This is a genomic window from Pseudomonas sp. CYM-20-01 (assembly GCF_023169845.1).
Classification (GTDB): domain Bacteria; phylum Pseudomonadota; class Gammaproteobacteria; order Pseudomonadales; family Pseudomonadaceae; genus Aquipseudomonas; species Aquipseudomonas azotoformans.
Genome location: NZ_AP025169.1, coordinates 2,256,298 through 2,269,009, shown reverse-complemented (window position 1 = coordinate 2,269,009; position 12,712 = coordinate 2,256,298). Strand labels below are relative to the sequence as shown.

Here is a 12,712-nt window from a genome sequence, read left to right as displayed (position 1 = left end):
TCAGATACCCCAAAGAATCTGCACACCCCAGACGAAGTAAGCGAACATCGCGACGCCGCATACCGCCTGGAAGAGGAAACGTACTGCAGTCGCGGACTTGCCCAGCGCCATCGGCGTCAGGTAGTCGGTCGCGATGGTCCACATGCCTACCCAGGCGTGTGCGCCCAGGGCAACAAGGGCCAGCAGACTGAAGATTCGCATCGCATTGTGGGAAAACAGGCCGTGCCATTGCTCATAGCCAATGCCCGGATTTGCGACGAGGTATCCGATCAGGAAAATGAAATAAGCCGCGAGAACGACCGCAGACACACGCTGTGCCATCCAGTCATAGAGGCCCGAACGCGACAGATTCGTAACGCTGGTTACCATATCCAAACTCCTGCCAGAACGATCAGCACCACGGAAATGGCGATGATGATTTTCGAGCCCAGGCGGCCGCCTTCCAGCGTCTCACCGATGCCCATGTCCATGATCAAGTGGCGCACACCGGCTACCAGGTGATACAGAAGAGAAGACAGGAGGCCCCATGCTACGAACTTGGCCAGCGGGCTGGTCAAGCATGCCTTCACCTCGGCGTATCCTTCCTCGGAACCCAGGGATTTGCTCAATGCATAAAGCATGATGCCCAAGCCCAGGAACAGGATGATGCCGGAAACACGGTGCAGGAACGACGTAACGCCGGTGATGGGGAGTTTGATGGTCCTTAGGTCTAGGTTTACAGGTCGTTGGCTATTCACGGCTTTTTTTCACACTGAAGAGCCCCTAACAATCAGGGCAAAGTTGTTGGGGAGTGCACTGGTCAGGTAAGCACCACCCAGGGAGTGCGACCCCCAATGAAAGCAAGCCCAAAAGCCCTTGGCGGTCGGTGGCCGAGTATAGACAGTTAGGTTACTAATGACAACGCGCACTCCTCACCCTAATAGCGGATTGCGCTGGGAGAATAAAAGGCGTAAATGGCAGGCAATTTCGAGGAAAAAGTACGGTTAAAGCCTTCTGGCGCAAGACTTTAGGCAAATTGACATCTGGATTTATATCAATATAGTGGTGCGGGCCCTGCGTGGGGGGTCTGTCTGATGATTTGAAGCATAAATAGGAGGCCACATGGCTGACAAAAAAGCGCAGTTGATCATCGAGGGCGCAGCCCCCGTCGAGCTGCCCATTTTAACCGGCACCGTTGGTCCCGATGTTATCGACGTACGGGGCCTGACGGCCACGGGCCGTTTCACATTCGACCCAGGCTTCATGTCGACCGCCTCTTGCGAGTCGAAGATCACCTATATCGATGGTGACAATGGCATTCTGCTTCACCGCGGCTACCCGATCGAGCAACTCGCCGAACAGTCGGACTACCTGGAAACCTGCTACCTGCTGCTAAATGGCGAGCTGCCAACAGCCGAGCAAAAAGCCCAGTTCGTCAGCACCGTGAAGAACCACACCATGGTTCACGAGCAGTTGAAGACCTTCTTCAACGGCTTCCGTCGCGACGCCCACCCGATGGCCGTCATGTGCGGCGTGGTCGGCGCCCTGTCGGCCTTCTATCACGACTCCCTCGACATCAATAACCCGCAGCATCGCGAAATCTCCGCGATCCGCCTGGTTGCCAAGATGCCGACCCTGGCCGCAATGGTTTACAAGTACTCCATGGGTCAACCCATGATGTACCCGCGCAACGACCTGACGTACGCGGAAAACTTCCTGCACATGATGTTCAACACGCCGTGCGAGATCAAACCGATCAGCCCGACGCTTGCCAAGGCCATGGACCGGATCTTCATCCTCCACGCCGACCACGAGCAGAACGCATCCACCTCTACCGTCCGCCTGGCAGGCTCTTCGGGTGCCAACCCGTTCGCCTGTATCGCCGCCGGTATCGCCGCACTGTGGGGCCCTGCCCACGGCGGTGCGAACGAAGCCGTATTGACCATGCTCGATGAAATCGGCGATGTCTCGAACATCGACAAATTCATCGCCAAGGCCAAGGACAAGAACGATCCGTTCAAGTTGATGGGCTTCGGTCACCGGGTCTACAAGAACCGCGACCCGCGTGCCACCGTGATGAAGCAGACCTGCGACGAAGTGTTGAAGGAACTGGGCATCAAGAACGATCCGCAACTCGAACTGGCCATGCGCCTGGAAGAGATCGCCCTGACCGACCCGTACTTCATTGAACGCTCGCTGTACCCGAACGTCGACTTCTACTCGGGGATCATCCTCAAGGCGATCGGCATTCCAACCAGCATGTTCACCGTGATCTTCGCCCTGGCGCGGACCGTGGGCTGGATCTCCCACTGGAAAGAAATGCTCTCCAGCCCGTACAAGATTGGCCGCCCGCGCCAGCTGTACACCGGCTACGAGTCGCGTGACATCACCAAGCTGGAAGATCGCAAGTAAGCATCGCTTAGTTGCACCGAAAACGGCCTCCCCTAGTGGAGGCCGTTTTTGTTTGTGACAACTGGTCGACCGCAATCGGGGGCAAGCCCCCCTCCCACACCGGGCGCGGTTCAAACATGTCTATTTGTGAATACAGTCAAATGTGGGAGGGGGCTTGCCCCCGATGACGCGAGTACCCATAACGCAGAACCCCAGACAAAAAAATGCCCCGGCCTTTCGACCGGGGCATTTCCCTATCCAGCTACGACCTTAGTGAGACACCGCCCCACTCGCCCCCAGGCCAGTCTGCGAACGCACAAACTGCGGGAAGTACAGCGCACGCTCTTTCTCTGCCGCCGCCGACTTGTCGGTGATGGAGAAGAACCAGATGCCGACGAACGCAATGATCATCGAGAACAGCGCCGGGTATTCGTAAGGGAAGATTGCTTTTTCATGGTGCAGGATCGAGACCCAGATGGTCGGGCCCAGGACCATCAGGCCAACCGCACTGACCAGGCCCAGCCAGCCGCCGATCATCGCGCCACGGGTGGTGAGGTTTTTCCAGTACATGGAAAGCAGCAACACCGGGAAGTTACAGCTGGCAGCAATGGAGAACGCCAGGCCGACCATGAACGCAATGTTCTGGCTTTCGAACAGGATACCCAGGCCGATTGCCAATACGCCCAACGCGATGGTGGTGATCTTCGAGACGCGAATCTCATCCTTGTCGTTGGCCTTGCCTTTCTTGATCACACTGGCGTACAGGTCATGGGACACCGCTGACGCACCGGCCAGGGTCAGGCCTGCAACCACCGCGAGGATGGTGGCGAAGGCCACCGCCGAGATGAAGCCCAGGAAGATACTGCCGCCCACCGCGTTGGCCAGGTGCACCGCCGCCATGTTGTTACCGCCAAGCAAGGCGCCAGCCGCATCCTTGAACGCCGGGTTGGTGCTCACCAACAGGATTGCGCCGAAACCGATGATGAAGGTCAGGATGTAGAAGTAGCCGATAAAGCCAGTTGCATACAGCACGCTCTTGCGCGCTTCCTTGGCGTCGCTCACGGTGAAGAAGCGCATCAGGATGTGCGGCAGGCCGGCGGTACCGAACATCAGTGCCAGGCCCAGGGAGAATGCCGAGATCGGGTCTTTCACCAGACCGCCGGGGCTCATGATCGCTTCACCTTTAGGGTGAACCTTGATCGCCTCGGAGAACAGCGCGTTAAAGTCGAAGTTGACGTGCTTCATTACCATCAGCGCCATGAACGAGGCACCGGACAGCAACAGCACCGCCTTGATGATCTGCACCCAGGTGGTCGCCAGCATGCCGCCGAACAGCACGTACATGCACATCAGGATACCCACCAGGATCACCGCTACGTGGTAATCCAGGCCGAACAGCAGCTGGATCAGCTTGCCCGCGCCCACCATCTGCGCGATCAGGTAGAACGCCACCACCACCAGCGAGCCACAGGCCGAGAGGCTGCGGATCTGGGTCTGGCCCAGGCGATAGGACGCCACGTCGGCAAAGGTGTACTTGCCCAGGTTACGCAGGCGCTCGGCGATCAGGAACAGAATGATCGGCCAGCCCACCAGGAACCCGATCGAGTAGATCAGGCCGTCATAACCGGAGGTGTAGACCAGTGCGGAAATCCCCAGGAAGGACGCCGCCGACATGTAGTCGCCGGCAATTGCGAGGCCGTTCTGGAAACCGGTGATCTTGCCGCCGGCCGCATAGTAGTCAGCTGCCGATTTGTTGCGCTTGGAAGCCCAGTAGGTGATGCACAGGGTCGCACCGACAAACGCGATAAACATCACGATGGCCGATATGTTCAGGGGTTGCTTGTGCACTTCACCGGTCAATGCGTCTGCCGCCCAAACGGCCGGAGCAAAGAGTGAAGCGCCGAATATTGCCAGTAGACGACCGATCATTGCGCAGCCTCCTTGAGAATCGCATTGTTCAGGTCGTCAAACTCGCCATTGGCCCGGCGCACGTAGATGCCGGTCAGGATGAAGGCGGACACAATCAGCCCGACGCCCAAGGGAATGCCCCAGGTAATCGACGAACCAGGGCTGAGCTTGGCCCCAAGTACTTGTGGCCCGTAGGCGATCAACAGGATGAAAGCGGAGTAAAGCCCTAGCATGATCGCCGAGAGAATCCAGGCGAACCTTTCCCTTTTTCTCACCAGCTCCTTGAAACGCGGGCTGTTTTGAATCGAGAGGTAAATGCTGTCGTTCATTGTTTTTATCCTCGCAGCACAGCTTTTTTATTATTGGAACGTATCCACTGTATGCGGCTGCGGAACAGGTTCCAGACGACCTTAGTCTTAGATCGAGTGTAGCGAGGGGTTTTGAGAATGCAGGAAGATTTGCAGAGGGTGAAACTAATGCGGGAGGGGACTTGCCCCCCGATGGCGGTGTATCAGTCATTGATATTTCAACTGACACGCCCTCATCGGGGGCAAGCCCCCTCCCACAGGGGTTTTGCTTACCGTATTACTTACCGGTCCACTCGGCTACACGCTCAGGGTGCTTGGCAACCCAATCCTTGGCCGCTGCATCAGGCTTGGCGCCTTCCTGGATAGCCAGCATGACTTCGCCGATTTCGTCCTTGGAGGCCCACTGGAATTTCTTCAGGAAGGCCGCGACTTCCGGCGCTTTCTTCTCCAGGCCCTTGCTGCCGATGCTGTTGACGGTTTCAGCAGCACCATAAATCCCTTTTGGATCGTCCAGGAAACGCAGTTTCCACTTGGCGAACATCCAGTGTGGCACCCAACCGGTGACCGCGATGGATTCCTGTTTGTCTTCGGCACGGGTCAACTCGGCGATCATCGCCGCACCCGAGCTGGCTTGCAGTTTGTAGTCGAGGCCGTACTGCTTGATGGCTTCGTCGGTCTTGAGCATCACGCCTGAGCCGGCGTCGATACCGACGATCTTGTTCTTGAAGGTGGTGTCGGTCTTGAGGTCTTCGATGGACTTGGCCTTGACGTACTCCGGCACGATCAGGCCGATCTTCGCATCCTTGAAGTTGGGGCCGTAGTCGACCACCTTGTCCTTGTTCTTGGCCCAGTACTCACCGTGGGTCACCGGCAACCAGGCGGACAGCATGGCGTCGAGCTTGCCAGTGGCCACGCCCTGCCACATGATCCCGGTGGCTACCGCTTGCAGTTTCACGTCATAACCGAGCTTGGCCTTGATCACCTCTGCCGCCACGTGCGTGGTGGCAACGCTGTCGGACCAGCCGTCCACATAGCCGATGCTCAGGGTTTTGCTGTCGGCGCTGGCAAGAGTGGAGCTCATCGCAACTACCAGAGTGGCAGCTGCGCCCAAGAGTCGTCGCATCTTCATCGTACTTCCCCGAAAGTGCTGCGCCCGACGGATGCCGAGCGACGTCAACCTGTTGTTATGTGGTGCACCGCGCCCCCGTCACGCGCATCGATCCGGTGTCTGCGGCATCAGTGGAGTGCTGACACTTCGATCATCAACCTGCCGCGTCCTTCGACCTGCTCTGTCAGCGACCTCATACAAGCAAGAAACGACATCACATAGCCAGCAGGGCATTTTGTAGGACGTGACGCCAAAATCCCGCCCGAACTTTGCATGTCAAAATTATGCTGCCCCACTGGGACGGCCCAAATCCGGGTAAGATGCGCGCCTTTGCTCCCCCAGATAAGCCGACCATGCCTGCGACTGCCCGCTTCCCTGCCCTGCCCTATTTCTGCGCCTTGCTCCTCGGCCTGCTGGCCCTGATCGGTTACTGGTATGGCCTCGGCCGGCCCGTGGTACTGCCCGATGTCGCCAGTGCCACACACAAGATGCAATGTGCTTCCTACACACCGTTCGATAAAGACCAATCCCCGTTTGACCAGCCGTTCACACTGCGCCCGGAACGCATGGATGCCGACCTGGCCCTGCTGGCCACGCGCTTCGAATGCATTCGCACCTACTCCATGACCGGCCTGGAAGCCTTGCCGGAGATGGCACGCAAGCATGGACTGAAGGTGATGGCCGGTGCCTGGGTCAGCAGTGACCCGGTGGCGACCGAGAAAGAAATCGAAGAGTTGATCGCCGCAGCCAACGCCAACCCTGATGTAGTGACCTCGGTGATCGTCGGCAACGAAGCGCTGCTGCGTAAAGAAGTCACCGCCAAACAGCTGGTGACGCTGATCCAGACCGTCAAAAGCCGGATCAAGCAGCCGGTGACCTACGCGGACGTGTGGGAGTTCTGGCTGCAACACCCGGAAATCGCGCCGGCCGTGGACTTCCTGACCATCCACCTGCTGCCGTACTGGGAAGATGACCCTTCTGGCATCGACCAGGCACTCAAGCACGTAGGTGATGTGCGCCAGACCTTCGGCAACAAATTCGCGCCCAAGGACATCCTCATCGGTGAAACCGGCTGGCCCAGCGAAGGCCGCCAGCGCGAAACCGCCGTACCGAGCCGGGTCAACGAAGCCAAGTTCATGCGAGGTTTCGTGGCTATGGCGGAAGCCAATGGCTGGCGCTACAACCTGATCGAAGCCTTTGACCAGCCATGGAAGCGCGCAAGCGAAGGCGCCGTGGGCGGTTACTGGGGCCTGTTCGATGCCGATCGCCAGGACAAGGGCATCCTCGCCGGGCCCGTGACCAATGTGCCGTACTGGCCGCTATGGCTGGGTGTAGGTGGAATCATCCTGCTGGGCACTCTGGTGCTGGGTGGTCGCGTGCGCAGTGTGCGGGCCGCCATCGCCCTGCCACTGCTGGGTGCCGTGGCAGCCTGCTCCATCGGCACCTGGGCCGAGCTGACGCGCGTCACCGCGCGCTTCAACGATGAATGGGTGTGGGCAGGCTTGCTGGTGGTGTTGAACCTGCTGGTGCTGACCCATGCCGCCTTGAGCCTCAGCTCACGGGAAGATTGGCGCGCACGCGCCTTCAACTGGCTGGAGCAACGCGCAGGCTGGCTGGTGGCGATTGCCGGGTTTGCAGGGGCAGTGATGATGCTGGCACTGGTGTTTGACCCACGCTACCGCAGTTTCCCTAGCGCCGCGCTGGTGTTGCCAGCCCTGGTGTACCTGGTGCGCCCGGTAACCGGGCCGCGTCGGGAGATTGCGTTGCTGGCCTTCATCATCGGTGCGGATATTGCGCCGCAGTTGTACCGTGAAGGGTTGTTGAACCAGCAGGCCTGGGGTTGGGCGGTAGTGAGCCTGCTCATGACGGCAGCCTTGTGGCGCTGCTTGCGGGTGCGCAAGGTCTAAAACCGCTATCGGGGCAAGCCCCCTCCCACAGGTCAGTGCATTACCAATGTGGGAGGGGGCTTGCCCCCGATGAGGCCCTATCAGGCTGCCCGCCCTTTCCTGACCAACCGCAACCCCGCGATCACCACCGCAAACACCGCAAACGTGGTGTTGTACAACGCCAATGCCGGCAACCCGAACACCATACCCAGCACCGCCAACCCCCACCCTGCACGCCCCGGCACAAAAAACGCCAGCACCGACGTGATCAACGCTGCCCAACCGAGCACCTTGAAGTGGATCATCAGGCCCAGGTTCGAACGCAATTGGCATTCCCAGCGGCTGGCCTCATCGATGCAGATGCCGACCCACTGGCCATCTTCCATAAAGCCAAAGCGCGCGCCGTAACTGGCAGCCAGCCATAGCGGCAGGGCAATTAGCAGAAAAATCAGCGGTAAACGACGGGACATGGGCCACTCCGATAGGCAAAAACGGCGCCCAGCTTAATGCCCCGGTGGCCGTTAGCAAGGCGCATACACACAATTAGTGTTCACCAATGCGTGGCAAAGTGTATCGTCTGGCTACTATTACCCCGATTCCGACGTTATTTTCCGACTTTTCGTGCCTAGTGCTGGCACTTCGGTGACAACGCGGTGGTCATAGCCTGCGAACTTCATTAAGCACGTTTCCTCCTAGGGATTAAGTCATGCTCCGTTCCTTGCGCTGTGCTGCCTTGCTGGGCAGCCTTTTTTTGAGTGCGTCAGCACTGGCCGTCGACATTGACCAAGCCAGCTATGGCTACCCTTTGGCCAACCCGTTTGAAGCGACCATCGCCACTACACCGCCCGACCTTCGGCCCAAATTGCCGAGCGATGACGAGATCAACCAATCCGACTACACCCTGAACATGCGCCCCGAGCGCGAGTTCAGCCTGCCGGACAACTTCTGGGCGGTGAAGAAACTCACCTACCGCATCGCCAAGCAGGACCGTGCCGCGCCGCTGATATTCCTGATCGCCGGCACCGGCGCGCGATTCGACAGCAGCATCAACGAATACTTGAAGAAGCTGTATTACCAGGCCGGCTACCACGTGGTGCAACTGTCGTCGCCCACCAGCTTCGACTTCATCAGCGCCGCCTCACGCTTCGCCACCCCGGGGATCACCCAGGAAGACGCCGAAGACATGTACCGCGTGATGCAGGCCGTGCGCGCACAGAACGCCTCGCTGCCGGTGACCGACTTCTACCTCACCGGCTACAGCCTCGGCGGCCTGGATGCGGCATTCGTGGCCAAGCTGGACGAGACCCGTCGCAGCTTCAACTTCAAGAAAGTCTTGCTGCTGAACCCGCCGGTCAACCTCTACACCTCGATCACCAACCTCGACAAGCTGGTACAGACCGAGGTCAAGGGCATCAACAACACCACCACCTTCTATGAACTGGTGCTGAACAAGCTGACCCGCTACTTCCAGCAAAAGGGCTACATCGACCTCAACGACGCCCTGCTCTACGACTTCCAGCAATCCAAGCAGCACCTGACCAACGAACAGATGGCCATGCTGATCGGCACCTCGTTCCGCTTTTCAGCGGCCGACATCGCCTTTACTTCGGACCTGATCAACCGTCGTGGCCTGATCATCCCACCGAAATACCCGATCACCGAAGGCACCAGCCTCACGCCGTTCCTCAAGCGTGCGCTGCAATGCGACTTCGATTGCTACCTCACCGAGCAAGTGATTCCGATGTGGCGCGCACGCTCCGACGGCGGCAGCCTGTTGCAACTGGTCGACCAGGTCAGCCTGTACGCCCTCAAGGACTACCTGCACAACAGCCCGAAAATTGCCGTCATGCATAACGCCGACGACGTGATCCTCGGCCCTGGCGACCTCGGTTTCCTGCGTAAAACCTTCGGCGATCGCTTGACCGTCTACCCGCTGGGCGGCCACTGCGGCAACCTCAATTACCGCGTCAACGCCGACGCCATGCTGGAGTTCTTCCGTGGCTAAATATCTTCTGCTGCTTGCCGCCTTGATGTGCGCAGGCGTGGCCAATGCCGACAACAGCAAGGCCCATGAGCCGGTCAACGTGGACGCCGACGGTTTCAAGGAACCGCTGAGCAAGCTCAAGTTCAACCCAGGCCTGGATCAGCGTGAGTTCGAGCGCTCGTCGCTCACCGCACTCAACGTGTATGACCCGCTGGAGTCGTGGAACCGTCGCGTGTACCACTTCAACTACCGCTTCGACCAATGGGTGTTCCTGCCGGTGGTCAATGGCTACACCTATGTGACACCCAGCTTCCTCCGCACCGGTGTGAGCAACTTCTTCAACAACCTGGGCGACGTGCCCAACCTGCTGAACAGCCTGCTGCAACTCAAGGGCCACCGCTCCCTGGAAACCACCGGGCGCCTGCTGCTCAACACCACCATCGGCATCGCCGGCCTGTGGGACCCGGCCACCGCCATGGGCCTGCCGCGCCAGAGCGAAGACTTCGGCCAGACCCTGGGCTTCTACGGTGTGCCCGGCGGCGCGTACTTGGTGCTGCCGATCTTCGGCCCGTCGAACCTGCGCGACACCACCGGCCTGATCGTCGACTACGGCGCGGAAACCCAGATCAACTTCCTCAACGTGTCGGAAGTCAGCTCCAACCACCCGGAAATCTGGGCGTTGCGTGCGGTGGATAAACGTTATCAGACCAGCTTCCGGTATGGGCAGATGAACTCGCCGTTTGAGTATGAGAAGGTGCGGTATATATATACCGAGTCTCGAAAGTTACAAATAGCTGAGTAAAAGAAGCTCAGTAAGAAAAAGGCCATTCGAGCAATCCGGATGGCCTTTTTATTTCCATCATCCCTGCACACTACTAGCCCCCTTCCTCCAACCTACTTATCTGTGGAACCACTCGATCACAAAAACACACTCGGCACTGCGCATCAAATGATGTACCTGATGCAATTCACACAACAATCTGAAATATTCCAGAAATTATTATTTACACTCGATCAATAAACCTCATACATCAACCCCTTAACAAAACCCGACATCCCCGACTCTTATTGCTACATCAGCTCCCACCCCTACGATTGCAACGAAAGATCCCATACCCGTCAAAACGCATTTCTCATAATTGAAACAAAATATATATTTTATGAACCACGTCCTCTCATTCACCACTCACCTTGTGGAAACAGACTAGATTCTCAACACCTGTTACATTCAACATCACACAAGGAATATGACATGTCGCTCCCTATAACCCCCGCCGCCCAGCAACCTTTCTATGCGGCACATGCACTTTCTTCACAGGCCTCGAATCATTCCGAGAACGTGATGAAAGAGAAACCAGATGAAACCCCTTATCTTTCTTCACCAGGCCGCACCCTCAATCAACACATCGTGCACTTTGACCCGGTGACTAATGAGGAAACGTTTACTACCCCCATAAAAATGTTGAAGCAGCTCGTAGGTGACTGGGACGATGAGCGTCGCGGTACAAAAGAAAATCAGATTTCCCGCCAGAGAGCCAATGACATAGTCAGGAGTTTTGATCAAAACGGTAATCACGAGATCGACGGTGCCAAAACGCATACGAGCCGTAAGTTATATCACTCAGTGCCTGAATTGACTGAACCTGGCTCTGAACTTCAAAAGTTTTATGAATACCTCATTTCCGAAACTCAGCGCGACGGCATGACCACTGAAAAAGCAGAAAACACCCCTTATCTTTCTTCACTAGGCACTCACCTACACCATAAAATCAGTTACATAGATCCCCTGACTAAAAAACATCATGTCACTACTCTTAACAATTTGATTAAGGCACGCGTAGGCGACTGGGACGATGTGAATCGCAGTCCAGAAGATAGGGCCACATCCCTTCGCGACGCCGATCAATGGGTCAAATCCCATGATCGAAACGGTAATAAAACCATCGACGGAGCCAAAACCCCGATGACCCTTAAGGCATTTCATGGGGTAGGTGAAATGGCTGAACCCGGTTCTGAATTTGACAAGCTCCTAGGTTCGCTCATCCCTCAGCACTCAACGCTATCAGCCTAGTCAGTGGAAGTCTGCGCGAACACTACCTGACAGTGTCAGCACTGCACTCAAAAAACCTGTTCGCAAAAAAGGCCATTCGTTTGAATGGCCTTTTTATTTCCCATATGAGGCCTTCAGTGCTTTCCACCCCTTGCCGACCATGCTGACCACCGCCAGCACCACCGCCCCGGCAATAATCCCCACCACCCCATTCAGTAACACCGGCACCAACCACGCCACCCCACCCACGCCCTGGCTGACCGTTTCGATCCAGTGATGCACCACCGGCACGCCATGGGTAAGGATTCCACCGCCGACCAGGAACATCGCCGCCGTACCGATCACCGACAGGCTCTTCATCATGTACGGTGCTGCCCGCAGGATGCCGCCGCCGATACTGCGCGCCACCTGGCCGGGCTTCTGGGTGAGCCACAGGCCCAGGTCATCCAGCTTAACGATACCGGCCACCAGTCCGTAGACGCCCACCGTCATGACGATAGCGATGCCGGACAGCACGATCACCTGCTGCATCAGGGGCGCGTCAGCAACGGTGCCGAGGGTGATGGCGATGATTTCGGCGGAAAGGATGAAATCGGTACGGATGGCGCCCTTGATCTTGTCCTTTTCAAAGGCCACCAGGTCGGTTGCCGGATCGGCCACGGCCTCGGCCAACTGCGCGTGTTCAGCCTGGTCCTGGTCCTTGCTGTGGAGAAACTTATGCGCGAGCTTCTCGAACCCTTCGAAACACAGGTAGGCACCGCCGAGCATCAATAAGGGTGTCACCGCCCACGGGGCGAATGCACTGATCAACAGTGCTGCGGGCACCAGGATCAATTTGTTGACGAACGAGCCTTTCGCCACCGCCCACACCACGGGGATTTCCCGTTCGGCACGCACCCCGGAGACCTGCTGGGCATTGAGTGCAAGGTCATCGCCCAACACCCCGGCGGTCTTCTTCGCCGCCATTTTGGTCATCAGGGCAACGTCATCGAGTACCGCGGCGATATCGTCGATCAATACCAACAAGCTGCTTCCTGCCATGAATCGGGCTTCCGTAAGAGTGAGATGGCGCGAGCATAACGCGGCGCAAGGGCCGAC

12 protein-coding genes are annotated in these 12,712 nt (G+C 57.8%); 5 read left to right on the top strand and 7 right to left on the bottom strand.

Going from position 1 to position 12,712, the window contains the following annotated elements:
• Positions 1-369: a succinate dehydrogenase, hydrophobic membrane anchor protein gene (sdhD, locus tag M2497_RS10305; RefSeq protein WP_003172805.1), complete on the bottom strand. Its 369-nt coding sequence runs from the start codon at positions 367-369 to the stop codon at positions 1-3.
• Positions 363-737, bottom strand: a complete 375-nt coding sequence (gene sdhC, locus M2497_RS10300; RefSeq protein ID WP_003190005.1) for a succinate dehydrogenase, cytochrome b556 subunit — start codon at positions 735-737, stop codon at positions 363-365. Before sdhC ends, sdhD begins: the two co-directional genes overlap by 7 nt.
• Positions 738-1,101: 364 nt before the next feature.
• Between sdhC and gltA the strand changes: the two genes are divergently transcribed.
• A complete protein-coding gene (gltA, locus tag M2497_RS10295; protein WP_078047629.1) occupies positions 1,102-2,391 on the top strand; it encodes a citrate synthase in 1,290 nt (429 codons plus the stop codon).
• 249 nt (positions 2,392-2,640) lie between these two features.
• On the opposite strand, the gene M2497_RS10290 is transcribed toward gltA, so the two are convergent.
• From M2497_RS10290 to M2497_RS10280, 3 genes are all read right to left on the bottom strand, one after another.
• Positions 2,641-4,299 carry a cation acetate symporter gene (locus M2497_RS10290; RefSeq protein ID WP_248487252.1) on the bottom strand — a complete coding sequence of 553 codons (1,659 nt, stop codon included), beginning with the start codon at positions 4,297-4,299 and terminating at the stop codon, positions 2,641-2,643.
• On the bottom strand, positions 4,296-4,607 hold the full coding sequence (locus tag M2497_RS10285; protein WP_016972153.1) for a DUF485 domain-containing protein: 312 nt from the start codon (positions 4,605-4,607) through the stop codon (positions 4,296-4,298). Before M2497_RS10285 ends, M2497_RS10290 begins: the two co-directional genes overlap by 4 nt.
• A gap of 256 nt (positions 4,608-4,863) precedes the next feature.
• On the bottom strand, positions 4,864-5,715 hold the full coding sequence (locus tag M2497_RS10280) for a glycine betaine ABC transporter substrate-binding protein (RefSeq protein WP_025857941.1): 852 nt from the start codon (positions 5,713-5,715) through the stop codon (positions 4,864-4,866).
• Positions 5,716-6,047: 332 nt separating this feature from the next.
• Between M2497_RS10280 and M2497_RS10275 the strand changes: the two genes are divergently transcribed.
• Complete coding sequence (locus tag M2497_RS10275) at positions 6,048-7,601, top strand: glycosyl hydrolase family 17 protein (protein ID WP_248487250.1); 1,554 nt, start codon at positions 6,048-6,050, stop codon at positions 7,599-7,601.
• A gap of 80 nt (positions 7,602-7,681) precedes the next feature.
• On the opposite strand, the gene M2497_RS10270 is transcribed toward M2497_RS10275, so the two are convergent.
• Entirely contained in the window at positions 7,682-8,050 is a 369-nt protein-coding gene (locus M2497_RS10270; RefSeq protein ID WP_248487248.1) for a hypothetical protein, read from the bottom strand.
• A 236-nt stretch (positions 8,051-8,286) separates the two neighbouring features.
• Between M2497_RS10270 and M2497_RS10265 the strand changes: the two genes are divergently transcribed.
• The 3 genes from M2497_RS10265 to M2497_RS10255 all read left to right on the top strand — a co-directional run bounded on the left by M2497_RS10265 (position 8,287) and on the right by M2497_RS10255 (position 11,635).
• Positions 8,287-9,585 carry a serine/threonine protein kinase gene (locus tag M2497_RS10265; RefSeq protein WP_248487246.1) on the top strand — a complete coding sequence of 433 codons (1,299 nt, stop codon included), beginning with the start codon at positions 8,287-8,289 and terminating at the stop codon, positions 9,583-9,585.
• Positions 9,578-10,366, top strand: coding sequence for a VacJ family lipoprotein (locus M2497_RS10260; protein WP_071496234.1), 789 nt, complete (start codon positions 9,578-9,580; stop codon positions 10,364-10,366). Before M2497_RS10265 ends, M2497_RS10260 begins: the two co-directional genes overlap by 8 nt.
• A 450-nt stretch (positions 10,367-10,816) precedes the next feature.
• Positions 10,817-11,635: a hypothetical protein gene (locus tag M2497_RS10255; protein WP_248487244.1), complete on the top strand. Its 819-nt coding sequence runs from the start codon at positions 10,817-10,819 to the stop codon at positions 11,633-11,635.
• A 93-nt stretch (positions 11,636-11,728) separates the two neighbouring features.
• Here M2497_RS10255 and M2497_RS10250 read toward each other — a convergent pair whose 3' ends face one another.
• Positions 11,729-12,655 carry a DUF808 domain-containing protein gene (locus M2497_RS10250; RefSeq protein ID WP_248487242.1) on the bottom strand — a complete coding sequence of 309 codons (927 nt, stop codon included), beginning with the start codon at positions 12,653-12,655 and terminating at the stop codon, positions 11,729-11,731.
• Between the last annotated feature and the right edge of the window lie 57 nt (positions 12,656-12,712).